At 68.4% G+C, this 26,028-nt stretch carries 21 protein-coding genes and 2 pseudogenes; 11 read left to right on the plus strand and 12 right to left on the minus strand.

Annotated elements, in window-relative coordinates; all coding sequences use genetic code 11:
- Positions 1-61: 61 nt before the first annotated feature.
- From ACXC9Q_RS05675 to ACXC9Q_RS05685, 3 genes and pseudogenes are all read right to left on the minus strand, one after another.
- Positions 62-907: pseudogene (locus ACXC9Q_RS05675) on the minus strand (serine hydrolase domain-containing protein); the annotation flags it as partial.
- A gap of 52 nt (positions 908-959) precedes the next feature.
- A complete protein-coding gene (locus ACXC9Q_RS05680) occupies positions 960-2,294 on the minus strand; it encodes an ABC transporter substrate-binding protein (protein ID WP_457055404.1) in 1,335 nt (444 codons plus the stop codon).
- A 46-nt stretch (positions 2,295-2,340) separates the two neighbouring features.
- Positions 2,341-2,868: a hypothetical protein gene (locus ACXC9Q_RS05685; RefSeq protein ID WP_457055405.1), complete on the minus strand. Its 528-nt coding sequence runs from the start codon at positions 2,866-2,868 to the stop codon at positions 2,341-2,343.
- Between the two features lie 126 nt (positions 2,869-2,994).
- Between ACXC9Q_RS05685 and ACXC9Q_RS05690 the strand changes: the two genes are divergently transcribed.
- Positions 2,995-3,828, plus strand: coding sequence for an SDR family oxidoreductase (locus ACXC9Q_RS05690; RefSeq protein WP_457055406.1), 834 nt, complete (start codon positions 2,995-2,997; stop codon positions 3,826-3,828).
- 12 nt (positions 3,829-3,840) lie between these two features.
- Here the strand turns inward: ACXC9Q_RS05690 and ACXC9Q_RS05695 are convergent, their stop codons facing one another.
- From ACXC9Q_RS05695 to ACXC9Q_RS05705, 3 genes are read right to left on the minus strand one after another with little or no spacing between them, the layout of a single operon-like run.
- Positions 3,841-6,759 (minus strand): ABC transporter permease subunit, encoded by a 2,919-nt coding sequence (locus ACXC9Q_RS05695; RefSeq protein WP_457055407.1) that lies wholly within the window; start codon positions 6,757-6,759, stop codon positions 3,841-3,843.
- Positions 6,756-8,960, minus strand: coding sequence for an MFS transporter (locus ACXC9Q_RS05700; protein ID WP_457055408.1), 2,205 nt, complete (start codon positions 8,958-8,960; stop codon positions 6,756-6,758). Before ACXC9Q_RS05700 ends, ACXC9Q_RS05695 begins: the two co-directional genes overlap by 4 nt.
- Positions 8,961-9,497, minus strand: a complete 537-nt coding sequence (locus ACXC9Q_RS05705) for a hypothetical protein (RefSeq protein ID WP_457055409.1) — start codon at positions 9,495-9,497, stop codon at positions 8,961-8,963. It lies immediately after the preceding gene.
- 249 nt (positions 9,498-9,746) lie between these two features.
- Between ACXC9Q_RS05705 and ACXC9Q_RS05710 the strand changes: the two genes are divergently transcribed.
- From ACXC9Q_RS05710 to ACXC9Q_RS05740, 7 genes are all read left to right on the plus strand, one after another.
- Complete coding sequence (locus ACXC9Q_RS05710) at positions 9,747-11,825, plus strand: hydantoinase/oxoprolinase family protein (protein ID WP_457055410.1); 2,079 nt, start codon at positions 9,747-9,749, stop codon at positions 11,823-11,825.
- Entirely contained in the window at positions 11,822-13,537 is a 1,716-nt protein-coding gene (locus ACXC9Q_RS05715) for a hydantoinase B/oxoprolinase family protein (RefSeq protein ID WP_457055411.1), read from the plus strand. The genes ACXC9Q_RS05710 and ACXC9Q_RS05715 overlap by 4 nt, the downstream gene beginning before the upstream one ends.
- 63 nt (positions 13,538-13,600) lie before the next feature.
- Positions 13,601-14,929 carry an MFS transporter gene (locus tag ACXC9Q_RS05720; protein WP_457055412.1) on the plus strand — a complete coding sequence of 443 codons (1,329 nt, stop codon included), beginning with the start codon at positions 13,601-13,603 and terminating at the stop codon, positions 14,927-14,929.
- Complete coding sequence (locus tag ACXC9Q_RS05725) at positions 14,926-15,480, plus strand: cysteine hydrolase family protein (RefSeq protein ID WP_457055413.1); 555 nt, start codon at positions 14,926-14,928, stop codon at positions 15,478-15,480. The genes ACXC9Q_RS05720 and ACXC9Q_RS05725 overlap by 4 nt, the downstream gene beginning before the upstream one ends.
- Complete coding sequence (locus tag ACXC9Q_RS05730) at positions 15,477-16,661, plus strand: glycine C-acetyltransferase (protein WP_457055414.1); 1,185 nt, start codon at positions 15,477-15,479, stop codon at positions 16,659-16,661. The genes ACXC9Q_RS05725 and ACXC9Q_RS05730 overlap by 4 nt, the downstream gene beginning before the upstream one ends.
- On the plus strand, positions 16,658-17,452 hold the full coding sequence (locus ACXC9Q_RS05735; protein WP_457055415.1) for an SDR family NAD(P)-dependent oxidoreductase: 795 nt from the start codon (positions 16,658-16,660) through the stop codon (positions 17,450-17,452). Before ACXC9Q_RS05730 ends, ACXC9Q_RS05735 begins: the two co-directional genes overlap by 4 nt.
- Positions 17,453-17,504: 52 nt before the next feature.
- On the plus strand, positions 17,505-19,001 hold the full coding sequence (locus ACXC9Q_RS05740; RefSeq protein WP_457055416.1) for a CoA-acylating methylmalonate-semialdehyde dehydrogenase: 1,497 nt from the start codon (positions 17,505-17,507) through the stop codon (positions 18,999-19,001).
- Positions 19,002-19,066: 65 nt separating this feature from the next.
- Here ACXC9Q_RS05740 and ACXC9Q_RS05745 read toward each other — a convergent pair whose 3' ends face one another.
- Complete coding sequence (locus ACXC9Q_RS05745) at positions 19,067-19,837, minus strand: GntR family transcriptional regulator (RefSeq protein WP_457055417.1); 771 nt, start codon at positions 19,835-19,837, stop codon at positions 19,067-19,069.
- Positions 19,838-19,995: 158 nt separating this feature from the next.
- Here ACXC9Q_RS05745 and ACXC9Q_RS05750 point away from each other — a divergent pair, with 158 nt between their 5' ends.
- The 3 genes from ACXC9Q_RS05750 to ACXC9Q_RS05760 all read left to right on the plus strand — a co-directional run bounded on the left by ACXC9Q_RS05750 (position 19,996) and on the right by ACXC9Q_RS05760 (position 22,655).
- Entirely contained in the window at positions 19,996-21,108 is a 1,113-nt protein-coding gene (locus tag ACXC9Q_RS05750; RefSeq protein ID WP_457055418.1) for a pyridoxal phosphate-dependent aminotransferase, read from the plus strand.
- A 116-nt stretch (positions 21,109-21,224) separates the two neighbouring features.
- A complete protein-coding gene (locus ACXC9Q_RS05755; RefSeq protein ID WP_457055419.1) occupies positions 21,225-21,434 on the plus strand; it encodes a TOBE domain-containing protein in 210 nt (69 codons plus the stop codon).
- Positions 21,435-21,572: 138 nt separating this feature from the next.
- The gene (locus tag ACXC9Q_RS05760; RefSeq protein ID WP_457055420.1) at positions 21,573-22,655 is read left to right on the plus strand and encodes an IS110 family RNA-guided transposase; all 1,083 of its coding nucleotides are present in this window, start codon (positions 21,573-21,575) and stop codon (positions 22,653-22,655) included.
- 295 nt (positions 22,656-22,950) lie between these two features.
- Here the strand turns inward: ACXC9Q_RS05760 and ACXC9Q_RS05765 are convergent, their stop codons facing one another.
- The 5 genes and pseudogenes from ACXC9Q_RS05765 to modA (ACXC9Q_RS05785) form a co-directional block, all read right to left on the minus strand.
- Entirely contained in the window at positions 22,951-23,100 is a 150-nt protein-coding gene (locus ACXC9Q_RS05765; RefSeq protein ID WP_457055421.1) for a TOBE domain-containing protein, read from the minus strand.
- 473 nt (positions 23,101-23,573) lie between these two features.
- A pseudogene (locus tag ACXC9Q_RS05770) lies at positions 23,574-24,041 on the minus strand (ATP-binding cassette domain-containing protein); the annotation flags it as partial.
- Complete coding sequence (locus ACXC9Q_RS05775; protein ID WP_457055422.1) at positions 24,014-24,733, minus strand: ABC transporter permease; 720 nt, start codon at positions 24,731-24,733, stop codon at positions 24,014-24,016. The pseudogene ACXC9Q_RS05770 and the gene ACXC9Q_RS05775, both read right to left, overlap by 28 nt.
- A gap of 10 nt (positions 24,734-24,743) precedes the next feature.
- A complete protein-coding gene (modA, locus tag ACXC9Q_RS05780; protein ID WP_457055423.1) occupies positions 24,744-25,187 on the minus strand; it encodes a molybdate ABC transporter substrate-binding protein in 444 nt (147 codons plus the stop codon).
- The gene (gene modA / locus ACXC9Q_RS05785) at positions 25,169-25,534 is read right to left on the minus strand and encodes a molybdate ABC transporter substrate-binding protein (protein WP_457055766.1); all 366 of its coding nucleotides are present in this window, start codon (positions 25,532-25,534) and stop codon (positions 25,169-25,171) included. The genes modA (ACXC9Q_RS05780) and modA (ACXC9Q_RS05785) overlap by 19 nt, the downstream gene beginning before the upstream one ends.
- Positions 25,535-26,028: the final 494 nt, after the last annotated feature.

The raw sequence follows: 26,028 nt of genomic DNA on the forward strand, positions 1-26,028 counted from the left end.
CCCACCGTGGCGCGTACATCCGTGCCATCGACCGCGCGTCCGTGAGCATGTTCCCGGCCGGGATCTCCGCCGCTCGGTACGCACGCTGAGCGTTGAGGTCATCCTTGTACTCGAACGCGCCGCCGAGCACGCCGGCGCGAGCCTGGACCGAGCCCTCGCCCCAGACGGCCTGGATCCACCTGGCGACCGTGTCGGCATCGAGCCCGGTGGCCTCGATCAGCCCGGCGGTCAGCACCTCCAGGGTGACTGGCCCGGTGTACTCGATCCGGGCCGCTTTCTCCTCCTGCTCCTCGGGCAACCCGATCCAGGCGTTCAGCCCGAGCGGGCCGGCCACCTCGTCGGCGAAGAAGGTGCCGAGTGACTTGCCGGAGATCCGGCGTACGAGCTCACCGACCAGGTAGCCGAACGTGATGCTGTGGTAAACGTGCTCCGTCCCCGGCTCCCACAGCGGCTTCTGCGCCTCGAGCGCACGAATCACCGGATCCCAGGCGTACGCCTCCTCCAGCGTCAACGGCGTGTCGACCACCGGTAGGCCCGCCTGGTGCGACAGCAGCCACCGCACCAGGATCTTTTCCTTGCCTCCTGCACCGAACTCGGGCCAGTAGTCGACCACCGGCGCGTCCAGATCCAGCTCGCCGCGCTGCGCCAGCATGTGCGCGCAGATCGCCGTGGCGCCCTTCGTCGTCGATGCGACGATCGCGATGGTGTCCTCGTTCCATGGCCGGTTCGTGTCGCTGTCGGCCAGGCCACCCCAGATGTCGACGACCGGACGACCGCCCACGTAGACGCAGCACGAGGCGCCCACCTCCCCGGGGGTTCCCTCGAAGTTCGCCCGGAACTCGTCCGCGACCTTCCCCCAGCCCTCCTCGACGTGTCCGTGCACTGCTGCCTCGCTCGTCGTGGTCATCGTGGTGCTCCGCCTTTCGAGAGTTGTGCGGACAGTCCGGTCGTCGTGGGCGTCACCCGATCGGCGCCGGCGGAGTCGAGTAGGTGAAGCACTTGCAGCCGGGGTCGTAGCTGGAGACGGCCGTGAGTTCCATGCCGGTGTGCCGGCCGGGCCCGAACTTGGTGGCACCGTTCAGGGTGAGGGCGCTGACGAAGCTCGTGCCGATCTTCTCGATCCCGGGTACGAGCTTCTCGGTCCCACCCAGCCCACCGCTGTTGATCAGGCCCTGCTGCAGCAGCCGGATCGCGTCGCAGGCCTGGAAGACGGTGATCTGATCGGTGATCTTCTGCACGGCCAGGCCGGCACTGCGGGCGTCCGTCAGGCAGTCGTTGCGCACCTTGGCCTGGGCCGCGGACGGCGCCGGCGGCTGGGTCACGTCGAGGTCGGGAAAGCCGCCGAAACCGCGCATGTTGGTCAGCTGGTCGACCGGGTAGATCTTCATGCTCCCGGCGCCGCCCTGCGAGTGGAAGAGCAGGTACTGCGGCGACCACTTCTGCGTGTGCGCGCCCTGGGCGAAGTAGTAGACCAGGCCGTTCTCGTACAACGTCAGGAACATGACGCTGTCGATGTCCTCGGACTTGAACTTCAGTGCGAGCGACTGGATCAGGGCGAGGGTCGGCCCGTTGTCGGCGTACCCGTGTGCGCACTTGACGCCGGCCTTGACGAGCTCGATGCCGGCCTTGTCGGCGATCGGCTTGAGGGTCGCGTCGTAGACGCGATCGTTGTAGGGGCAGTCTTCGATGACCACACCGATCTTGCTGCCCGGCGGCAGGTACTTGGCCGCGATGGCCTTGTTCATGATGCTCTTGACCCGGTCGTCGACGCTGACGGCGTTCGCGGCGATCAGGCCCGGGTAGTTCTTGAGATCGGTCTCATCGCCCACCGGCGACCCCATCTGGCCCATGAACACGATCGGCACGCCCGCCTTCGACAGGCAGCCGTTGAAGCTGTCGTTGTAGATCAGGCCGTCGTAGACCACGGCCTGCACGTTCTTGTCCTTGGTGAACCGCTGGCAGATCGCCTCGAACGCCGTGTCGTGGTTGGGACTGCTGAAGTCGATGGCTTCGTCGACGATTTCCAGCTTCCGGTCCTTGACACCGCCGCGGGCGTTGATCGCATCGATCATGGCGTGGGCCGCATCGCGGTACGGGCTCACGATCCCGACCCCGTTCCGTGCGGTCTCGGCCCGGGTGTCGGTGATCAGCACCCCGACCTGGATCGGTCCGGAGGTCGTCGGCGTGAAGCCGGAGCCACCGCCCTGGGGACTTGCACTGCCTTGCACCCCGCCACACGCGGCGAGGAGAACAACGCCGCACACCGCGAGCGCGGCGTTCCGAATACGCATCATGGTTCCTGACTCCTTCATCTCAACGCCGGACTCGCGCACGGCGGGGTCAGCCGACCACTCGGGCGGCCAGGTCCTTCAGAATGTCGAGCGCGCCGCTTCCGGTGCCGAGGAACGCGGAGAACGAGTACCAGGTGTCGCCGTCCAGCACCTGCACCTCGCTGGGCGACGCGTACGCCTGGTCGCCGAGGTCGACGGACACGGCCTTCGGGTACGCCGCCTTGGTCTGCGCGAACAGTTCCGCGACGGTCTGGCCGCTGGATTTGAGCGCGCCGTCGAGGCTGTCCTGGCGCAGCACGGTGATCGAGAACGTCTTGGCCGGCGAGGCATTCGTGCTCGTCCAGACGCACAGGTCGGCACCGGTCTCCTGGTGGGTCGGCACGCCGTCGCCGAAGGCGGTGCCGAACTTCGCCTCCAGCTCGGCCTGCGTCAGCAGCGTGCAGGAACCCTCGCTCTTGCCGCCGGCCGAGGCGGAAGGGGTGACCTTCGTGGCCCCGGCCGAATCGTTGCCTCCACACCCGGAAAGCACGAGTGCGACGACGAGGAGAGCCCCGGGGAGACCGATACGGATCCGCATGGGCGCAACTCCTTCAGTCGGTGTACGCGATGTCGTACGTACATACACTATGCTGATACGCCTGGGGTGAACGCAAGGCCTCGCGAGCAATCCGCGCCGCGAGAAGCTGCGAATCAGGAGGAGACCATGGATTCCCTCGCAGGGCGCACGGCCTTCATCACCGGCGGAGCTCGCGGCATCGGGCTGGCCGTCGCGCGGTCGCTCGCCGGCCGTGGGGTCGCGGTCGCAGTGGCCGACCTCGACGGTCCGGCCCTCGAACAGGCCGAGGCCGAGTTGTCGGCGCTGACCAGCGCGCGCTGCTACCGGCTCGACGTCCGCGATCGGCAGCGGTACGGCGAGATCGCCGAGACCGTGGAGGCGGAGCTCGGCCCGGTGAGCATCGTCGTCAACAACGCCGGCGTCCTCGATTCGGTCACGCCGTCGCGGATGGACCACACGATGTGGGACTACGTGATGGGCGTCAACGCGAACGGCGTCTACAACGGCGTCCAGGCCTTCGTACCGCGGATGATCCGGCGCAGGCTCGGCGGCCACATCGTCAACACCGCCTCGGCGGCCGGTCTCTTCGTCGACAGCACCTCGTTCCTGTACCGGTCGGGATTTCTCTACCATGCTTCGAAGTTCGCGGTCGTCGGCCTGAGCGAATCGTTGCGCGTGGAGTTGGCTCCGCACGACATCGGGGTGAGCGTCCTGTGCCCCGGACCGGTCGCCACCGACGGTGTGGAGAACGCCCGGCGCCTGCGTCCGGCAGATGCGCCGGCACACTCGGCCAAGATCGCGGCGATCCTGGACCAGGCCCAGGACATCGTCCGCGATCAGGGCGTCCAGCCGTCCGTCGTGGGCGAGCTCGTCGTCGACGCGATCCTTCGCGACCGCCCGTACATCCTCACGGCCGCGGACAACGCCGCCCCGATCCGGGCCCGGATGGAAGCGTTGCTGGCCGCCGTACCGACCGAGTAGACCCGCGCACCCTCATCGGTCGGCCGCGGCCAGTCGCACGTCCGAGCGTTCGATCGCGGTGATGCTGCCGCCGAGATAGGCGTCGACGACCTGCGGGTCGGTCCGCACCACGTCCGGCGTACCTTGGGCGATGATGTTGCCGTCGGCCATCGCGATGATCCGATCCGAGATCCCCATGATCAAAGGGATGTCGTGCTCGATGATCACGAGCGTCAGGTCGAGCTCGCTCTTGAGTTCGGCGAGCAGGTGACCCAGCGCCTCGGTCTCGCGCTGGGCGACGCCGCTGGACGGTTCGTCGAGCAACAGGCACAAGGGCTGCAATGCCACCAGGCAGGCGATCTCGGTGATCCGGCGGGTCCCGGTCGACAGTTCCTGGATCGCCTTGTCCCGGTAGTGGTCGAGGCCCATCGCGGAGATCAGTGCACGGGCCTGGCGTTCCTTCGTTCGCTCGCCCAGAGTCACCCCGAGCGTCGACGTCACGAAGCTGGTCGGCCGGACGCGCTCGAGTGACAGCATCACAGTCTGTTTCACGGTCATCGTCGGGAACAGCGCGGCATCCTGGAACGACCGGATCAGACCGCGCCGCGCGCGTCCCTCCGGGCCGGCCTTGCTGATGTCCTCACCGTTGAAGAACACCTGGCCGGTCTCCGGTTTCGTGAAGCCGCCGAGCAACTCGAAGGTCGTCGTCTTGCCGGCCCCGTTCGGCCCGATGAGTCCGACCGTCTCGCCGGCAGCGACTTCGAACGACACACCGCGCACGGCACGCACGCCCCCGAAGCTCTTGCGTAGGTCGCGCGCTTCGAGCAGTGGCGTGCCCGCCGGAACAACTGCCCGCTTCGAGGCAGCGGTGTCCGGCTCGCTGACGCGCAGGTCGCTGATCCGAACCCCCTGAGCGGTCGCGCCGGTCTCCCCCGCGTCCTCGCCGGCGTACAACGGGTCGGGATCGATGCCGTGCCGGCGGGCGATGAACTTCACGATCCAGTCCCGGATCGGCGCGACGACCTGGATCAGACCGCCGGGCTTCCACAGCACCAGGAGCAGCGCGCCGAACTTCGTTGCCGCCAGCCCGATGTTGCCGATGTCCAGCAGCGGCAGACCGAGGACCCAGGCCGCACCGAGCAGCGGACCACCTAGCGTGGACACGCCACCGAGTACCGTCATGACGACCACGTCGATACTGGCGGACGCCGGGAAGGACCCGGCGCTGATGGTGGACAGCGAATGACCGTACGTCGCGCCGCCGATGCCCGCGATGAACCCGGCGACCATGTAACCCTGGAGCTTGACGACACTCGCCCGGACGGCGAACGCGCGTGCGTTGTCCTCGTTGTCGCGGATCGCGACGAGCAGGCGGCTGAAGCCACTGCGCCGGATGTTCCACACCAGGACCAGGGCCACCGTGAACAGCACCAGCGCGCAGTAGTAGTACTCGCGGCCGGTGTCGAGCGGACCCTTGAGCGGCCAGCCGACCGGCTTGCCGGGATCCTTGCCATCGCCGAGCATCCACGGCTGCGCGAGCAGCCAGATGGGAGTGGCGAGCGCGAAGCCGAGGGTCGTCACGGTGAGCATCAGACCGCGGATGCGCAACGCGGGCAGGCCGATGACGACCGAGACGAGACCGGCCGCCAGACCGGCCATCAGCAGTGCGAGCGGGAAACCACCGGCGCTGGTCGCCACCTTGTAGGAGACGACGGCGCCGATCGCGGCGACGGCGAACTGGCCGAGCGTCAGCTGTCCACCGAGGCCGGTCAGGACACTGATCGACAGCCCGACGATCGCGAAGGCGATGATGCCGGTCAGCGTCACCGACTGACCGTTGGAGATGAACACTGGCATGAGCGCGAGTACCGCGATCGTCACGACGGCGAAGACCGGGCCTAGCGCACGCACTGTCCACAGCCTCTGCAGCCGGTCCGGGATCGGGCGCAGGCCCTGCACCGCGGCCCAGCTGCCCTTCTCCTCGTCGCGGCCGCCACGCCGGCGCTGCACCAGCAGCGCCACCAGGATGATCACGAACATCGCCACCTCGACCAGGCCCGACTGCGGATAGTTCCACAACAGGATCTGCTCGAGGATGCCCAGACCGATGCCGCTGGCCAGGGCGATCGGCAGGCTCTGCATCCGGCCGATGACGGCGGCTGTCAACGCGCGCAGCAGCAACGCGGGACCGAAGCTGTCCGCCCCGACGAAGCCCTGGGTCGGCGCGGTGAGGATCGCGGTGAACGCCGCGAGCGCGCCGGCGATCGCCCACGCCAGCGTCGACATCCGGCTGGCGAAGATGCCGGACATCCGCGCGGCTTCCGGGTTCGCCGCCGCCGCGCGGATCGCCAGACCGAACCGCGATCGCTTGAGGAACAACGCGATCGCGAGCACGAACAACGGCGACAGGAACAGCATCCCGGAGTACGCCGGCGTCACGCGCAACTGGCCGACGTTGAAGACCGGCAGCCACGTCGGCTGCGGATACAACGGCCCGGACGCGGTGGAGTTGATCAGCGACGCGAAGACGACCAGGAACTGGCCGACGCCCAGTGTCGCGACGATGGACACGATCCGCGGCGCGTTACGGAGTCGTCGTACGACGCCGGCCTCGGCGCCGGCCGCGGTCACCGCGGACACGACCGCCGCCAGCACGAACGCGAGCCAGTACGGGATGTGCCACTTCACCGCGGCGACACCGAAGAACGCCGCCCCGAACGCGCCGATCTGGCCGTGCGCGAAGTTGATGATGCGGTTGCTCCGGAAGACCAGCACGATGCCGACCGCCAGCAGACCGTACGTCATCCCGACGATCGTGCCGAGCAGGATGACCGGCATCGGTGTCTCGGCCTTGATGACGTCGTGGCCGGCCAGGATCGCGGAGACGATCTTCGCCACGACGACCGCGACCACGAAGGCCACGAGGTGGAGCAGCGGCTTACGGGCCTTCACCGCGCCGCTCCCGCACCCTGGAGGAAGACCGCGCGCAGCAGGTCGTCACGAGCCAGCAGGTCATCGGCAGGGCCGTCGAAACGCATCTCGCCCTTTTCCATGAAGTAGGCGTGGTCAACGAGGTTCAGCGCGATGTTCACCGACTGCTCGACCAGCACCACGGCCGTACCGTCGGCGTTGATCCGGCGAACCATGTCGAGGAGCTGACCGACGATCACCGGCGCCAGGCCGAGCGAGAGCTCGTCGATCAGCAGCAGCTCCGGACGCAGCATCAACGCCTTGGACAGCCCGAGCATCTGTTGCTCACCCCCCGACAACGTCGATGCCAGCGAGTTGCGGCGTTCGTAGAGCCGCGGGAACGCCTCGAAGCAGGACTCGATCGCGCGCCCGACCGACCCCCGCTCCTTGGCCATCGTGTAGCCGTAGCTGCGGAGGTTCTCGACGACCGTCATCGGCCCGAAGACCGCGCGGCCACCCGGGATCTGGGTGATGCCCAGCCGCATCCGCCGCTCCGCGTCGAGATATGTGATCTCCTGCCCGCGGTAGCGCACGCTGCCCGCGCTCGGCAGGCAGACGCCGGAGATCACCTTGAGCAGCGTCGACTTTCCGGCGCCGTTGACGCCGAGCAGAGCGACCATCTCCCCGTCGTCGATGGTGAAGTTCGTGTCGAACAGGACCTGCAACTGGCCGTAGGAGAAGTCGACGCCGCGACAGGCCAGCATCGGCAAGCGCCCACCGCTGCGCCTGATCCGGCGGATCTCCTCCTCCTCGACCACCTCGTCGATCATCCGGTCCAGGTCGGCCTCGATGAACCGTCCCGCGCTGGCGATGATGAACGCACCGATCACCCCGGGGATCGCGATGGCGACCATCGTGCCGCCGACGCCGTACTGATCCTGGACGCCACCGAGGAGCAGGGCGCCGACCGAGCCGCCGACGGCGACGAAGATCCCGGCGAGCGCCTGTGCGTGCGGCCGCATCTGCGCCGGCACGATCGACAGCATCGAGATGCCGAGCATCGGGTGCAGCAACCCGATACAGCCGCCGGCGATTCCGAAGCAGATCAGCATCAGCACCAGCACCGGCATCACCCCGCCCAGCGCGATGAAGACCACCGCCACGGCCAGGAGCAGACCGGCGGACCGCAGTACTCGCGCCGGCGACTGCCGGAACTGCTTCTCGCCGCGGCCGCCGTAGACGACCAGCGCGACGACACCGATCCCGAAGAAGGCCGAGAAGAACAGACCGCGCTGCCCGGGACCGAGGTTCCACCGGTAGTCCAGGAACACCGAGATGAAGGTCCCGAGCGGCACCGTGAGTACGCCGTACACGGCGAACCCGGCATACACCCGCCGGTTCGTCGGGATGAGCAGGACCCGGCGGCAGATCTCCCAGAAGCCGAGCGCGACGTCGTCGGCGGACAGCCCGGTCGTTGCCGCCTCAGCGTGTTCTTCCTGCACCTCGGCGCGCAACCGCTCGGTGTCCCACTTCCCGAAGCCCGGGTCGCGCAGCCCGATGGCAGCCAGGGCCATCGCGATCGACGCACACCCCAGCGCCAGGAAGACACCACGCCAGGTCAGGCCGACGATCGAGGCGAGCAGGCCCACCAGCAGCGGCACGAGCGCCTGACCGAAAGTCCCGATCGCGTTGTACGCCGACAGCGCGCGGACCCGGGTCGACGGAGGGTAACTGTCGACGACCAACGGCGCGTGCAGCGCGTACGCCGACCCGGTGGAAAGGCCGTCGAGACACATGATGACGATGAGGCTGACCAACGAGGTCACGAAGCCGGTCGTCAAGGTGATGACGCTCCACACGATCCCGGTGCCGACGCAGATCATCGCCCGCCAGGCGCGTGATTGCGACAGCCCCGCGATCGGCAGCGGCGCGATCGCGATCGCGAGTTGGTACAGCGCCCGCGCACCGGCGAGGGCCGCGATCGAGATGCCCAGCGAGCCGCTGATCTCCGGCGTCAGAACCGTGAACGCATAGCTCTGGAACGAGACCGCCGCCAGCAACAGTCCCAGCGCGATGACCGGGTAGTAGCTCAGGCCGTGCTCCCGCACCAGGGTCCGGAAGCTCTCGGTGTCCTTGTCGCCGGTGACGCCCAGCGTGGCGCGGGCCTTGTCGCGCAACGCCGTACTGGTCTGCTCGACCTCTGCGAGCACGGCCTCCTCGACAGCCCGCCTCGGCTCGGACATTCAGGCACCCACCTTTCGCGCCCGGAGGTCGAGTTGCCAGGCCGACTCGCCGATGCGATGGCCGGAGGTATCCATGAGCACGATCGTGATGGTGTGCAACTGCAACTCCTCCTCGCTGCCGGGGATGTCTGAGATCACCGGGAGTTCGAGTGACATCGCCGTCGTCGTGTAGACGCCGTGATCGACGAGGTAGGCCTTGTCCGGGCAGCCCGGCCGTCCTTCGCACAAGTCGTCGCCGTCGGCCACGTCGGCCAGCGTGTGGCGGGGCTCGATCGGCGACTGATCGACGAAGACCGCGAAGTAGCCGGCCTCGCGCGACGGCGGCTCGCTGTCCTGCGCCTCGATCCGGAAGTCCTTCATCGTCCACGCGACGGTGACCGGGGCCTGCACGGTGGACCGGGCTCCGGGGCTGACGAAGTCGAGCCGGTCGTCGACGCGGAAGTTCAGGTCGTCGAGATGGGTGAGTCCACATCCGGCCAGTGCGACGACGGCGGCCATCGCCATCGCACCCCGCGCAAGCCATCGTCCGCCAGCCACTGTGCACCTCCGCGTCGGTGACCATCTAGCTTCGTCTTCGGTGATCCGGTGGTGCGCAGTGCCCGCATCGGCACACTGATGTATGCAGATACACTATGGTGGTACGCAACGGTTCCCGCAAGACCCGCGATCGGACCAGGGTGCGCAGCGTCTATCACACGTCTGAAGAAAAACAGCAACTAGGTCTTGCTGATATCTCAACTCGCTCCTACTGTGATTTCAATTGGTCGGCGAGCGAAGGAGATCCCAGTGCGTCCCAGTCCTGATCAGCAACTGGCCGGCTGGCGAGTGGGCGCTGACATCGGCGGCACGTTCACCGACGTCATCGCGCTGGGGCCGGCCGGAGAGGTCGTGCCGATCAAGGTCCCGTCCACTCCTCCCGACTTCGGCTCCGGCGTCGTGGCGGCGACCATCGGCGTACTCTCGTCGGCGTCGGCTGAGCCGGAATCCGTCGTCGGCATGCTGCACGGGACAACCGTGGCCACCAATGCGATCCTGGCGATGAACGGTGTCCGCACCGCGGTGGTGACGACGCGCGGTTTCCGCGACGTACTGGAGATCGGGCGCCTGCGACGGCCGGTGCTGTACGACCTGTCGTGGTCCAAGCCCGAGCCGCTCGCGCGACGCCGGCATCGGTACGAACTCGACCAGCGCATCACGGCCGACGGGCGTCTCGAGCCACCGGCCGATGACGAGGAGGTCCGCACCTTGGCCGCGCGCTTGCGAGCGGACGGCATCGAAGCAGTCGCCCTCTGCTTGATCGACTCCTACGTCCGCCCGGACGAGGAGCGTCGAGTCGCCGAACTGCTGCGGGCCGAGCTGCCCGGTGTCTATGTCACAGCATCGGTCGATGTGTCCCCGCAGCCGCACGAATTCGAGCGCACGAGCACCGCGACGGTCAACGCGTACGTCGGTCCCGCGGTGCACGGTTACCTCACCCGGCTGGAGGAAGGGCTGCGAGCCGTGAAGGTGAGCGCCCCGCTGATGGTCATGCAGTCCAGCGGAGGACTGCTCGATGCGGCGTCCGTCGCCCACCGGCCGGTGCAGATCATCGAGTCCGGGCCGGCGGCCGGGGTCACCGCCGTACAGAAGCTCGCCCAGCTGATCGGATTGTCGACAGTGGTCGCGTTCGACATGGGCGGCACCACCGCGAAGGCGTCCCTGATCGAGCACGGTGAACCGTTCGTCTCGGCCGACTACGAGGTCGGCGGCGGGATGAATGTTGCCCGTGGCATCAGTTCCGGCGCCGGGTATCCGGTGCGGGCGCCATCGATCGACATCGCCGAGGTCGGCTCCGGCGGCGGCAGCATCATCTCCGTCGACGCCGCCGGCGCGCTCCATGTCGGACCGGCCAGCGCCGGTTCGCGGCCCGGCCCGGCCTGCTACGGCCAGGGCGGTGAGCTGCCGACTCTGACCGACGCCAACGTGACGCTGGGATATCTCAGCCCGCACGACCTCGCCGGTGGCCGGGTCGCGATTCATCCCGAGCTCGCGGTGAAGTCGCTGTCGCCGGTCGCCGAGCAGCTCGGTGGCGACGTACCTGGTACGGCGCGCGGTGCGTACCAGGTGGCCGTGTCGAGCATGACGACCGCGGTCAAAGCGGTGACCAGCGAACGTGGCCGTGACCCTCGCGAGGCGACCATGGTCGCCTTCGGTGGCGCCGGTCCGCTCTATGCCGCCGCCCTGGCCAAGGAGCTGGGGATCTCGACCGTCATCGTGCCCGTGTATCCGGGCCTGTTCAGCAGCCTCGGCCTGCTCGTCGCCGACACCGAACGCCACGAGCTCACGCCGTACCGGGAGGAGTTCGCCGAGGTGAGCGCGCTCGCCGCGGAATTCGGGCTGCTGGCAACGAAGGTGAGCGCAGACCTCGGACCCGGCGCCGTCGTGGACCGGCTGCTGGACATGCGCTATCACGGCCAGCGCTTCGAGCTCCGCATCCGGGTGCCCGACGGCGACCTCACCGACGACCTCCTCGCCGAGGTACGGGCCCGGTTCCACGCCGAGCACAAACGCACGTACGGCAGGGCCGGCTCGGACGAACTGGTCGAGCTGGTCAATCTCCGGGTCCGCGGCCGGCTGCTGACCGACGTGTCGATCGCCGACGTGCTGGACTCCCCCGTCGTCCGGGCGCACGAGCCCACGACCCGCGACTGCCGGTTCGCCGAGACCGTGCGTACGCCGGTGGTGTCGCGCTCCGATCTCGGCACCGAGCCCGTGGACGGTCCGATGATCATCGAGGACATGGACGCCACCACTCTCGTCCCGCCAGGTGCGCGAGTACACCGTGACCGGTTCAACAACATCGTCATCACCTGGAGTCCCGAATGATCCGCGACGCCGTGACCTTCGAGGTCTTCCGCAATGCCGTCACCGGACTCGCCGACGAGATGGCGATCACGATCCTGCGCACGGCGCACTCGCAGCTTGTTGCCTCCAGCATGGATTTCTCCGCCGCACTGTGTGACGCGCAGGGCCGGGTGATCGCCCAGGCCAACACCCTGCCGCTCCACCTCGGGTCCATTCCGGGCGCGATGGAGGCGATCTTCGACGCGTTCGGCGGCGCGATCCGGCCAGGGGACCTCTACCTGCTCAACGACCCGTCCCTGGGTGGCATGCACCTGCCGGACATCTTCGCGGTCGCCCCGGTCTTCGCCGGCGAAGACCTGCTGGGCTTCTCGGTCACGGTCGTCAACCACACCGACGTCGGCGGGTGGGCGGCCGGTTCGATGGCCGTGCAGTCGACCAGCATCTTCGCCGAAGGTGTGCAGATCCCGCCGTCGCGGCTGCTCGACGCCGGCGTCCTGAACGAGACCTTCCTGCAACTGATCCTGCGCAACGTCCGCGAACCCGAACTGCTGCGCGGGGACCTCGAATCCCAACTGGCGGCCTGCCACACCGGGGCCGAAGGTCTGCGCGCGCTCGCGGCACGCCACGGTACCGAACGACTCGTCTCCCTCATCGACGAGTTGCTCGACTACTCCGAGACGTTGCTGCGAGCCGCGCTGGCCGAGGCGGTCCCGGGCACCTACGAGTTCACCGACCACATCGACGACGACGGCCTCGGCTCGGACCCGATCCCGATCCGGGTGGTGGCCACGCTGTCCGAGACCGGGATCGAGCTCGACTTCACCGGTTCCGCGCCGCAGGTCAACTCCGCGCTCAACGCCACGGAGTCCTTCACCCGCTCCGCCGGCTATGCCGCCCTGCAAGGTGTCCTCTCCTCGGACATCCCGGCCAACAGCGGCTTCTACCGGCCGTTCACGTTCGTCATCCCCGAAGCCTCGATCCTGAACGGACAGCGGCCGGCCGCACGCGCTGCCCGTGGCCTCGTGGGCTTCCGGATCGTCGACGCGGTGCTCGGGGCGCTCGCCCCGGTCTTCCCCACCCGGGTGCCCGCCGCCGGAGACGGTGGGCCCAACGGGATCGCGATCGGCATCGTCGAGGCCGACGGCGACTCCACCGTCCTGTGGGATCCGTTGGCCGGAGCCTGGGGCGCGCGGCCCGATCGGGACGGTGTGGACGGGATCAGCGCGCTGGGCTCCAACCTGACGAACACCCCGATCGAGGAACTGGAACGCTCAGGTCACCTCCGCATCGACGGCTACGGCTACCTCCCGGACTCCGGTGGAGCAGGTCGCTGGCGTGGCGGCCTGGCGACGTTCCGGGACATGACGCTGCTGGCACCCGAAGCCACCGTGCAGATCAGGTCGGACCGGCGGATATTCCTGCCCTACGGGCTGGCCGGCGGCGCGCCGGGGACACCATCCCTCAACATCCTCGACCCCGACGGTCCGGACGAACGAATGCTGGCCTCCAAACCGCATTTCGTGATGACAGCAGAAGACCGTCACCGGCATGTGACCGCCGGCGGCGGTGGGCACGGTCCTGCCTTTGAGCGCGCCCCGGAAAGGGTCCTCGAAGACGTCCTCGACGGCAAGGTCACGCACGCGGGGGCCGCCCGGGACTACGGCGTCGTCGTCAGCGAAGGCGGCGTCATCGATGCCGCCGCCACCTCCAGGTTGCGCAGCAAGACGCCCTGATGCGTCGTTGCGGCCCGACCAGGGTCGCGGAAACATCATCCCCACCGACCAATTGGACTTCTGATGAGTTCAACCGCCGCTACCACCCAGAACTCCGTCGCACCTCAGACCTGGCGCAAAGTCAGCCTCCGGATCACCCCGCTGATCGGCCTCGCCTACGTAGTGAGCTTCACCGACCGCGCGAACCTCGGTTACATCGCCGCACCGATGTCGCGTGACCTTGGCCTGACCAAGTCGCAGCTCGGCCTCGCCGCCGGCCTGTTCTTCATCGGCTACGTCCTCGTCGAGGTGCCGAGCAACATGATGCTGCGCCGGTTCGGCGCACGGATCTGGATCGCCCGGATCATGATCACCTGGGGTCTGATCACCGCCGCGACGGCGGCCGTCGACTCGGAGGCCACGCTGTACGTCGCACGGCTCCTGCTCGGGTTCGCCGAAGCCGGTCTGGGCGCCGGAATCCTGCTCTACATCACGTACTGGTTCCCGCGCCGCCAGCGTTCCTGGGCGCTGTCGCTCTTCATCCTGATGACCCCGGTGTCGGCGATCATCGGCTCCCCCCTGGCCGCCGCGGTGCTCAAGTGGGGAGAGCAGGTGCTCGGTATCACCGGCTGGCGGGCGCTATTCCTCATCGAGGGCGCGCTGACCGTCGTCGTCAGCGTCCTGATCTTCTCGTTGCTGCCGGACCGCCCGGGCGACGCACGCTGGCTCGACGACCGGGAGAAGGCCGGCATCGAGAACACGCTGGCCGCCGAGGCCGCCGAACACCGCGCCAACGGGGCGCTCACCGGGCTGCGCGAGGCGTTGACCAGCGGCCGGGTCTGGGCGATGGCCGTGACGTGGTTCGCGATCGCGTTCGGACTGTATCCGCTGGCGTACTTCCTGCCCACGATGATCGCGTCCATCACGCACAGCATCGGTCCGGCCGGCGATGTCAGCAGCGTGCTGCTGTCCGCGATCCCGTGGGCAGTGTCCGTGGTGGCCCTGCTCACCTGGGCTCACTTCGCTGGCCGCAAGACCGCTGTCACGGCGACGGCCGTACCGTTGGCCTGTGGTGCGACGGGGCTCGTGCTCGCGACCTTCACCAGCAGCGGCGTCCCGTTCGTCCTCGCGGTCTGCCTGAGTGTCGCCGGGATCATCTCCGCGATGCCCCAGTTCTGGCGGATCCCGGCGATCGGCCTGACCGGCGCGGCCGCCGCCTCCGGGATCGCGCTGATCAACTCCGTCAGCAACCTCAGCGGATTCGTCGGTCCCTACATCACCGGGGCCATCGCGGATGCGACCGGTAGCTTCTCCTACGCACTACTGACCATCGCAATCATCATGCTCGCCGCCATGGGTGTCCTGCTGACCACAGGGCGCCGGATCGAGCGGCTGGACGGGAGCCGGTCTTGACCACTGCACTGATCATCGGCGATCTCCAACAGGGGATCACGAGCAACTATCCGTTCGCCCGGCAAGTCGTCCCGCCCGTCACCGAAGTGCTGTCCCGCGCCCGTGCGGCCGGAGTTCTCGTGGTGTTCGTGCATTTCGCCTTCCGGGCGAACGGGACCGACGTACCGCCGGACAGTGCGTTGCTGAGATCGTTCTACGAGGCCGGGGACGCCTTCCACGAGGGATCTCCCGGAACTGAGGTCGACCTACCGGTCGCCGACGGGGACGTCGTCGTACTCAAGCGCCGCGCGAGCGCCTTCGCCGGCACAGATCTCGACCTGGTGCTGCGCGCGGCCGGTGTCAACAGGCTCGTGGTCGCCGGCGTCGCGACCAGCGCGATGGTGGCCGCGACGTGCTACGACGCCGCCGACCGCGGCTACCAGGTGACCGTACTGCGAGACGGCTGCGCCGACGGCGACCAGGCGATGCACGACTTCTTCATGGACGCTGTCTTTCCCAGCCGCGGATTCGAGGTCGTCGATTCCACCGACTGGAAGGGGTTGGACACGTGAACGCCACGTTGCTGGACCGGCTCCGGACCGACCTCGACGTACGCCGGGAGACCACCGGGTTGCGCCGCGATCTCGTTGCCTCAGGCATCCAAGGATCCACCCTGCGCGTCGGCGGGGAGATTCTCGTGAACTTCGCCTCCAACGACTATCTCGGGCTCGCCGCCGACCCGGAGGTGCTCGAATCGGCGCAGCGGGCGCTGCGCGATCTGGGACTCGGTGTCACCGCGGGACGCGTACTGTGCGGCACCCGGGAGATCCACGGCGAGCTCGAGGCGGCCATCGCGGACCTGGTCGGAGCCGAGGACGCAGTGCTGTACAGCTCGTGCTTCGATGCGAACCTCGGCACGTTCGACGCCCTGCTCGGTCGGGACGACGCCGTCTTCAGTGACGCGCTGAACCACGCCAGTCTGATCGACGGCATCCGCTTGACGTCGGCCCGGCGGCACGTCTTCGGCCATGCCGACCTCGGCGAGCTCGAACGCCGACTCGCCGCCTGCGCGGATGCCCGCCACCGGCTCATCGTCACCGACGGAGTCTTCAGCATGGACGGCGACATCGCCGCCTTGCCGCAGCTCGCCGAACTCGCGCAGCACTACGACGCGGCGCTCATGGTCGACGACTCCCACGCCACGGGTGTACTTGGCGCCACCGGTGCCGGCACAGCCGAGTACTACGGACTGGACGGCCGTGTCGACGTACTGACAGGGACGCTGGGCAAGGCGCTCGGCGGTGGCGCCGGCGGTTTCGTCGCCGGATCCCATGCCGTCGTGGAGACACTGCGCCAGGTCTCACGCCCGTACATCTTCACCAACGCGATGTCACCGCCCTTGGCCGCTGCGGCACTGACAGCGATCCGGATCGCGCGAGCACACCCCGAGCTTCGGGTACGTCTGGCCGCCAACTCGGCCTGGCTCCGGAGGGCATTGCGCGATCTCGGGTACGACGTACTGCCCGGTGAGCACCCCATCATCCCGGTGATGCTCGGCGGCGGCTCGCTCGCCCGCGACGTAGCAGCCGCTCTCCGGCGAGATGGTGTCCTCGCCTTCGCGTTGTCGCATCCGGTCGTACCAGCGGGCGAGGAGCGGATCAGAGTGCAGGTCTCGGCGTCACACACCACCAACCAACTCGAACTCGCGGCGGCCGCCTTCGGTCGCGCGTACGCCGTCATGGCGGCCGTATGAGCGCCGACGAGGGGCTCCGCGCACCCACCAGCGCGGACAGTGTGGAGCTGGAGGGCCGGGTCGCGATCGTGACCGGCGGTGCGAGCGGCATGGGCCTCGCGACCGTGCACGCACTGGCGCGCCGCGGCGCGACCGTCGCGGTCTTCGATCTCGCCGCACCTGGCCGCACCGAGCTGGCGTCGATGCTGGATGTGGCGGCGGACCGTGTCCGGTCGGTCGCGGTGGACGTCACGGACAGCCGACAGGTCGACCGTGCGGTCGCCTCGGTGTTGGCGGAGCAGTCGCGGCTCGACATCCTGGTCAACGCGGCGGGCATTGCACCGCCGACCTCGTTCGAGGACATCACCGAGGACGAGTGGAGCCGGGTACTCGCGGTCAACGTCAACGGCACGTTCCTGTGTTGTCAGCGAGCGTTGCCTGCGATGCGCAGCGGTGGCTGGGGACGGATCGTCAACTTCTCCTCCACTGCCGGCAAGACCATCAGTACCGCCGGTGGCGCGCACTACACGACCGCGAAGCACGGCGTCCTCGGGCTCACCCGGCATCTGGCGAAGGCGTACGGGCCGGACGGGGTCACGGTGAACGCCGTGTGCCCGGGCCTCATCGACACACCGATGGCCCGTGGCCTGCTGCCCGAGGGGTCGCTCGAGCGCGAGACCGCGTCGTACCCGGTGCCCCGGGTCGGCCTGCCCTGGGAGGTCGCCGAGCTCGTCGCCTTCCTCGCCTCCGACCGGGCCGCCTACATCACGGGCGCGGCCGTCGACATCAACGGCGGTGATCTCATCGTCTGAGCCGACGGCGAACCGCAAACTCCTCGGGAACTCAGCAGAAGGGCGAGCACCAGTGAGCACCATCAAGACCATTCATCACCGCATCGGCGGCCGAAAGACCGTCGGCGAGTCGAGCCGCACCGCCCCGGTGTGGAACCCCGCGACCGGTGAGCGCCAGGCCGAGGTCTACCTGGCCGAGGCCGCCGACGTCGATGCCGCGGTGCGGGCGGCCCGCGCCGCACTGCCGGGCTGGGCCGAGACCTCGGTCATGCGCCGCTCGCGGCTGATGTTTGCCTTCCGCAACCTTGTTGAGAAGTACCTCGACGACCTGGCCCGGATCGTCTGCTCCGAGCACGGCAAGGTCCTCGACGACGCCCGGGCCGAGGTCCTGCGCGGCATGGAGGTGGTCGAGTTCGCCTGCGGGATCCCGCAGTTGCTCAAGGGCGAGTACTCCGACCAGGTCTCGACCGATGTCGACCTGTTCTCCTTCCGCCAGCCACTCGGCGTCTGCGCCGGCATCACGCCGTTCAACTTCCCCGCGCTGGTCTCGCTGTGGATGCACCCGATCGCGATCGCGACCGGCAACACGTTCGTCCTCAAGCCCTCCGAGCGCGACCCGTCGGCATCCAACTTCCTCGCCGAGCTGTATGTGGACGCCGGGCTACCCGACGGCGTCTTCAACGTCGTCCACGGCGACAAGGTCGCGGTCGACGCGATCCTCGACCACCCGGACATCGCCGCGGTGTCGTTCGTCGGCTCGACACCGATCGCGCAGTACGTGCACGAGCGGGCGACCCGGAACGGCAAGCGGGTGCAGGCACTCGGTGGCGCCAAGAACCACGCCGTCGTACTGCCGGACGCCGATCTCGACCAGGCCGCCGACCACCTGATCGCCGCCGCGTACGGCTCCGCGGGCCAGCGCTGTATGGCGATCTCGGTCGCCGTCGCGGTCGGCGACATCGCCGACCCGCTGGTCGAGCGGGTGGGCAAGAAGGCGCAGGCCGTCAGGGTCGGTCCGGGGCTGGAGCCCGGGGCCGAGATGGGTCCGGTGGTGTCACCCGAGGCGCTCGAGCGGATCAGGGACTACATCGGCCTCGGAGTCGACGCGGGCGCCGACCTCGTCGTGGACGGGCGCAGACTCGATGTCCAGGGCAACGGTTTCTTCGTCGGCCCGACCGTGTTCGACCACGTCACGCCCGCGATGGACGTTTACCGCAACGAGATCTTCGGTCCGGTGCTGGTCGTCGTCCGGGTCGGCACGCTGGAGGAGGCGATCGACCTCGTCAACCGCAACCCCTGGGCCAACGGCACGGCGATCTTCACCGCGAGCGGCCAGGCGGCGCGCACCTTCCAGCGCTCCGTGCAGGTCGGGATGATCGGCGTCAACGTCCCGGTCCCGGTGCCGATGGCGTTCTACTCGTTCGGCGGCTGGAAGGACTCGCTCTTCGGCGACCATCACGTCCACGGCCCCGAGGGCATCGCGTTCTACACCCGTGCGAAGGCCGTCACCACTCGCTGGCCCGAGGAGACGACGGACGGCCCGCAGCTCCACTTCCCTACCGCGGTCTGAGCCCCTCCAGGCCGCGTCCCGGCACCCGATCCCCGGCGGGTGCCGCAGGTGCCGGCCCGCGCGAGCTACTTCGGGCGGGCCGGCACCGGCATCTCGATGTTGGCCCGGCTGACCGAGGCGCTCTTCGACAGGACCTGGAGGACGTCCTGGCGCACGCGCTCGCAGCGCTTGTGCGAGGCGGCCTGGGTGGCGTCGGCGTCCCGGTCGCGCAGTCGCTCGAAGATGGCTTCCAGCTCCCCCGGCGGACTCGCGATGTCCGGCGAGATCAAGGTGGCCATCCGCAGGACCCGCTCCAACTCGTCGAGCAGGTCCACGATCGCCTTGGCCAGCCGGTTGTTACCGCTGTAGTTGGCGATGATGGCCTCGAACTCGATCCCGGCCTGCAGCGACTCTTCGAGCCCCACTTCGCCCGCGGCGAGCGCGAACGGCACCTTGGACAGCACTTCGAGCCGCTTGAGCGCCGGCGCCTCGACGCCTCGGCGTGCAGCGGCAGCGGCAGCCTCGCTGCACAGCAGTGTCCGCACCGCACACAGATCATCGGTGTCCTGGAGCGTGATCGGGCTGACGACGTACCCCGCGCGCGGAAGCGCGTTCACGAGTCCGTCCCGCCGCAGCCGCGCGAGTGCCTCCCGCACCGGCGTCTTGCTGATGCGCCATTGCTGCGCGAGCGACGTCTCGGTGAAACTGCTCCCCGGCGAGAGCGTCAGGTCGATGATCTGGCGCCGGATCGCCCGATAGGCCTGGCTGGTGCGGTCGAGGCCGCTCTCTTCGCTACCGACCAGCAGCAGCGCGGGAACGTGAGGCGTCCCTCGGATCACAGAATGGATATCTGGCACTCAGTCAGCGTACCACCGAGCTGAATTGATACAGCAGTACTATCGAATGGGCATGTTCTAAGATGTTTATCTTCCTTTTTGATATCTCAGTGGGATAAACTCTGCTTGTGCAGCGATCTTGGACTCCCCCCGTGCGCGACCTCCCGACCATGGGTGCGATGAGCGCGCGCGACCGCGCGGCACGAAGCACCCACGACGGTGTGCGGGTCCTCCCGCTTGTGGGCGCCCCGGTGCTGCCCATGCCGGCGCATGTACGGCAGGCGGTCGCGGACGCGATGGACCAGCCCGACCCACGCAACAGCCGTGGTCTCCCCGAGTTGCGGATGGCGATCGCCGCCGAACTCAGGCGCGACCACGGCCTCCGCGTCGATCCCGATCGTCGCCTGCTCATCACCCACGGAGCGATGCACGGCCTCTCCCTCGTCCTGCGCACCGTGCTCGCTCCGGGCGACGAGGTCATCGTCCCGACGCCTACCTTCTTCTTCGACGGCCTCATCCGCGAATCCGGCGCGACGCCGGCGTACGTCCCGTCTCTCGAGGGCGACGGCTGGGCGCTCGACCCCGCCCGGCTGGAGGCCGCCATCACGCCGCACAGCCGCGCGATCCTCCTGTGCAACCCGAACAACCCGACGGGCTACCTGCCCGACGCCGCGACCATCGCGGCGGTGGTCGACATCGCCGCGCGCCACCGGCTCCTCGTCGTCTCCGACGACTCCTGGCAGCACTTCACGTACGACGGTCGCCACTACCAACCCGTAGAGGCCTTCGCCGACCGCTGGCCGCACATCGTCACCATCACCAGTCTCAGCAAGTACTACGCACTCGCGACCTGGCGTCTCGGCTATGTCGTAGCGCCGCCGGCCATCATCGACGCGCTCGAGCGCCGCCTCCAATGGGAGGCGGTGTGTTGCGGCGTGGTTCCGCAACGGGCCGCGGTCGCTACCCTCACCGGGCCACGCGACTGGCTCGACCGCGCGCTTTCGACGTACCAGGCCAAGCGGGACCTCGTCTGCGATGGCATCGCGGCGAGCGGCCTCCCCGATCCCGCGCGACCCGCCGCCGGCGCCTTCTTGCTCGCCGACTGCTCTCGCCTCGGCAAGACGCCGGCCGACATCGACCGCACTCTTCTGCGCCACGGCATCGCGACGATCCGCGGCGCCGACATGCACGCCCCCGACACCCACGTCCGCCTCACCTTCGGCTCGAGCGAGCAAGTGCTCAACGAGCTGGTCGACGCCCTCACCCGAGCCCACCAAGAATCCGCCTCGTAGCCAGCACAGTGCGCTGTCGGCGCAGTACTCCACCTGACCGCCGACCACGGTTGCGAGCACCTGGAGATCCAGCAACGAAACGGCCGATCCGGGAGGCCGTCACTACACTCAGGCGCATGAAGATCAGCGCACGCAACCAGATCCCCGCGCGAGTCACCGGTATCACCCGAGGCGAGGCGATCGCGAACGTCGAGCTTGATGCCAACGGGGTCCGTCTCGTGGCGTCGATCACCGTCGAGGCGGTGAACGACCTCGGCCTTGCGGAAGGCAGCACCGTCACGGCCCTCATCAAGGCCTCGGATGTCATTCTCGTCGCTGACAGCTGAGTGCCGGGTCCGGATAGACGGTATGTAGTGACGCCGTCGTCGTGACGGGGTTGCGGGCCGGGGCCTCGCTCACAACATTCGTGGGTTACCGAGTAGGGGCTGCCTGCTCGGCCTATCCGACATTTGTGGGAGGCCCCGGTGTTTGTCGAGCGTACGAGTGTGGGGCTGGATGTGCACGCCCGATCGGTTGTCGCGGCGGCGATCGATGGCGTGACGGGTGAGCTCGTCCGGGCGAGGCTGACTCCGTCGCATGAGCACATCCGGTCCTGGTTGGGTGATCTGCCGGGCCCGGTGGCGGTGGCCTATGAGGCCGGCCCGACCGGGTTCGGGCTGGCAAGGTCACTGACCGCGGCCGGGATCCGCTGCGAGGTGGTCGCGCCGAGCAAGCTGCAGCGACCCAGCGGTGATCGGGTCAAGACCGACGCGAAGGACGCGGTGCATCTGGCCCGGCTGTTGCGGCTGGACGAGTTCACGCCGGTGTCGGTCCCGACCGTGGAACAAGAGACCGCCCGGGATCTGGTCCGGGCCCGCGAAGACGCCCGCGCGGATCTGATGCGTGCCCGGCACCGGCTGTCCAAGCTCTTGCTGCGCCAAGGCATCGTCTACTCCGGTGGGCAGGCATGGACCGGTGCGCACGACGCGTGGCTGCGAGGTCAGCGGTTCGACTCGCCTGCGCTGCAGCTGACGTTCGAGTCCGACTACGATGCCGTCCTGGCCGTCCAGGCCCGCCGCGACCGCCTCGATACCGCGATCACGGCGATGGCCGCCGACAGCCAGTTCACACCCTTGGTCCATCGGCTTGGCTGTCTGCGCGGGGTCGGTGCCCTGACCGGGTTCGCGCTGACGGTCGAGATCGGCGACTGGCACCGGTTCACCGGAAACACCATCGGATCCTTCGTCGGCCTGGTCCCCTCGGAGTACTCCTCCGGCCAGTCCCGGGTCCAAGGATCGATCACCAAGACCGGCAACACCCACGTCCGCCGGCTCCTCATCGAAGCGGCCTGGCACCACCGCGCCCGCTACGTGGCCGGCAAGACCATGCGCGACCGATGGGAACTCGCACCGCCGGCCGCCCGTGCCCGCGGCGACGCCGGCAACCGGCGACTGCACGATCGCTGGGACGCTTTCCGGACCCGTCGTAAGCGCCACGTGGTCGCCAACGTCGCCATCGCCCGCGAGCTGGCCGGCTGGTGCTGGTCCCTGGCCGTGCTCGAGGAGTAGATCCCACAAGCCGGCTTCGTCGACCACCCGTGGTGGAAGCAGCGCGTGGAGCGACCCGCGATACAGCTATGAGCAACCCGGCCACCGCGCCGGGCGACGCTCGATCCTAGACACGCGGACCCGCTCCTGCCGAACACCCCGTCCTGCGGTAACCAACCCGCGCATATCAGTCTGACCGCGCGTCGCCAACGACACGCTCACCACCACACCAGCCGACAAAGCCAAGAGGCGCCCGCCCCGAACACCGTCCGGGACGGGCGCCTCAACCTGCCCATTGACAAGAGGTCCCTACATATCAGCTGTAGACCTCGAGGTCCGTGGCTTTGGCAGTAAGCCACACCTGGCGCCCGGAGCTCAGCTGGAGTTCGGAGACGGCGGCCGGGGTGACGTCGACCAGGGCCGACGGCGCGCCGTCGAAGTCGATACGGACCCGGTCTGTGAGCAACGTGAGTCCGACGACGCTGGCCGGCCAACAGTTCCGCGCGCTGGTTGAGATTGCTCCGTGCTGACGACCACCGCCGAGGGCCGCCGCGCCACGAGCACCTCGCCGTGCTGGCCGTGATCTGGCACGACGAACGTCCCGCCGCCGCGCAACCTGACCTCAGGCCCGTCCACGTGGCCGGCGTAGAGGTTCAGCCCGACAAGCTTGGCGACGTACTCGGTGGCGGGCCGGCTGGCGACCTCGGCTGGTGTGCCCTCCTGCACGATCCTCCCTCCCTCGAGCACCAGGAGACGATCCGCGAGGACGAGCGCCTCCAGCGGGTCGTGCGTGACCAGCAGACAAGGGCCGGCGAAGTCGCGCAAGTGGCGGTTGAGTTCAGTCTGGACATCGATCCGGGTCCGGGCATCCAGAGCCGACAGCGGCTCGTCGAGCAACAGCAGGGCCGGGTTTCCCGCCAGCGCGCGGGCGAGCGCCACCCGTTGAGCCTGTCCTCCGGACAGGTCGGCCGGTCGACGGCCGGCGAAATCGGAAAGTCCTAGGCGACGGAGCCAGGCAGCAGCCGTGGTCCGGGCCTCGTGCTTGCTGACGCCGCGCGCCCGCGGCGAGAACGCGACGTTCTCGAGCACGCTCATGTGAGGGAACAGCCGGTAGTTCTGGAACACGAAGCCGACCGGACGGTCCGCGGCTTCCAGGAACGCTCCGGTTGCGGCGTCGTCGACCACCCAGCCGTCGAGGCGGATGCGACCTGTGGACACCGGCACCAGTCCGGCGATCGCGTTGAGGAGGGTCGACTTGCCGGAGCCGTTCGGCCCGAGGATGCCGAGGACCTCGCCGGCCGCGGCGGTGAAGGCAACCCTCAGTGTGAAGGCACCGCGGCTTACCTCCGCGTTGACGTCGAGCCCTCTGGCCGAGGAGGTCACTGGGCCGTTCCGCTGCGCAGCCATCTGTCTCGCAGAGTGGTGAGGACGATGACGGACACCAGGAGCAGCACAAGGCTGAGTACGATCGCGGCATCCGGATCGGATTCCAGCGCGTAGTACACCTCGATCGGCATCGTCTGGGTCCGCCCCGGAAAGCTGCCGGCGAACGTGATCGTCGCGCCGAACTCGCCGAGCGCGCGAGCCCAGCACAACACGGCGCCCGCGCCCAGAGACGGTGCCACCAGCGGAACTGTGATCCGGCGGAACACGGTCATCCGGGTTGCCCCGAGCGTGGCCGCCGCCTCCTCGAACCCGAGATTCGCCGACCGCAGCGCGCCTTCGACGGTGACGATGAGGAACGGCATCGCGACGAACGTCTCCGCCATCACGACTGCGATCGGGGTGAACGGGATGGTGAGCCCGAACCACTGGTCGAGGTAGCGACCGATGAATCCGTTGCGGCCGAACGCCAGCAGCAGCGCGACGCCACCCACGACCGGTGGCAGGACAAGCGGCAAGGTGACCAGGGCCCGCAACAGCCGCAGACCGGGGAAGTCCGCCCGAGCGAGGACCCAGGCCAGCGGGACACCGATAGCCAGCGAGACCCCGGTCGCGACGGTGCACGTCCACAGCGAAAGTCGCAGCGCCTGGGATGCGTTCGAGCCCCTCAGGACAGACCACAGCTCCCCCCACGGAGCACGCACGATCAACGTCACGTGGACGACGTCACGGTGCCTGGAAGCCGGCCGCGGACAGCACGCTCTCACCCGCCGGTGACAGCACGAAGTCCACGAACGCGGAGGCGAGGGCGGCGTTGCCGCTCTTGGTCAGCGCCGCGATCGGATAGTCGGTGGAGGCGTTGATGTCATTGGGGATCTGGACGCCCTTGACTTTGTCGCCGGCCGCCTTGACATCAGTGACATAGACCATCCCCGCGTCCACCTCACCGAGCTGCACCTTGGTCAGCACGGACTTGACGTCCGGCTCGAGAGTAACCGGCTTGACGGTGACGTTCGCGTTGGTGAACACCGCCTGAGCCACCGATCCGCACGGCACCTGCGGCTGACACAGCGCCGTCTTCACCGACGACTTCGCCAGATCGTTGATCGAGGCAACATTGGCCGGATTGGCCGGCGGAGTCGCGATCTCCATCACGTTCTTCGCGAACACCTTGTCGCCGGACGCGCCCCTGCCGTGACCACCTGATCCATGTTCTTCTGACTGGCCGAGGCGAACACGTCAGCCGGCGCGCCCGAGTTGATCTGCGTCGCCAGAGCCGAACTCGCGGCGAAGCTGAACGTCACCTTGGTCCCCGGGTTGGAGCTCTCGAACTGCTTACCCAGCTCGGTGAAGGACTCTGTCAGCGATGCCGCCGCGAAGACCGTGATGTTGCCGGACAGCGATGGCGAGGCAGAGCCACTCGTAGCGGCCCCGGAGCTTGATCCGTTGTCGTCACCGGACCCACATCCCGCCGCGCCGACGACAAGCGCGGCGGCTGCGGCGACGAACGTCAGAATGGGGAAGCGCGCATCAGAACTCCTTCATCGGGGCTCGCTTGAGACGAGACCGGTTTCTCGGTATCTCGACCGAGACCTTGGGTTCTTGCGCGCGTGCGTCACTGTCAATCGATTGATTGCTGACGTGCTTCAGCACACAGCGCCAAAGTGGGCTTTCACACAGTGAAGCCACTGCCGTAGGTTGGCCGGCGCGGCGCAGGTCAAGGCCCCGGCACGTCGAGGCGAGCCACCCAGTCGAACGTCGGCGCGAGCCGGCCACGTTGGCTTCACGCTTGTGGTGGCGCCACGAATCCGCATCTGGCCTGCGGGTTTGCCTCTCGACGCGGCTCGACGATGATCGCCGGAGGCTGACGCCTCACGGAGCTTCGGTCAGCAGATAGTTGCCATTGGCAACCTTAAGTCCAGGCGTTGGTCTAGACAGGAGAACCGAGCCCCACCGAGAAGTTCGGCACGACCTTATTCGAGACGCAGCGGTTTCAGCTCGCCGGGCCGGG

The sequence above is a fragment of the Kribbella sp. CWNU-51 genome (assembly GCF_054073265.1).

Coding starts and splice junctions, on each gene's coding strand:
- ACXC9Q_RS05690 (WP_457055406.1), top strand. CDS start 2,995: ATGGATTCCCTCGCAGGGCGCACGGCCTTCATCACCGGCGGAGCTCGC.
- ACXC9Q_RS05700 (WP_457055408.1), bottom strand. CDS start 8,960: ATGTCCGAGCCGAGGCGGGCTGTCGAGGAGGCCGTGCTCGCAGAGGTC.
- ACXC9Q_RS05685 (WP_457055405.1), bottom strand. CDS start 2,868: ATGCGGATCCGTATCGGTCTCCCCGGGGCTCTCCTCGTCGTCGCACTC.
- ACXC9Q_RS05715 (WP_457055411.1), top strand. CDS start 11,822: ATGATCCGCGACGCCGTGACCTTCGAGGTCTTCCGCAATGCCGTCACC.
- ACXC9Q_RS05680 (WP_457055404.1), bottom strand. CDS start 2,294: ATGATGCGTATTCGGAACGCCGCGCTCGCGGTGTGCGGCGTTGTTCTC.
- ACXC9Q_RS05750 (WP_457055418.1), top strand. CDS start 19,996: ATGAGCGCGCGCGACCGCGCGGCACGAAGCACCCACGACGGTGTGCGG.
- ACXC9Q_RS05735 (WP_457055415.1), top strand. CDS start 16,658: ATGAGCGCCGACGAGGGGCTCCGCGCACCCACCAGCGCGGACAGTGTG.
- ACXC9Q_RS05720 (WP_457055412.1), top strand. CDS start 13,601: ATGAGTTCAACCGCCGCTACCACCCAGAACTCCGTCGCACCTCAGACC.
- ACXC9Q_RS05755 (WP_457055419.1), top strand. CDS start 21,225: ATGAAGATCAGCGCACGCAACCAGATCCCCGCGCGAGTCACCGGTATC.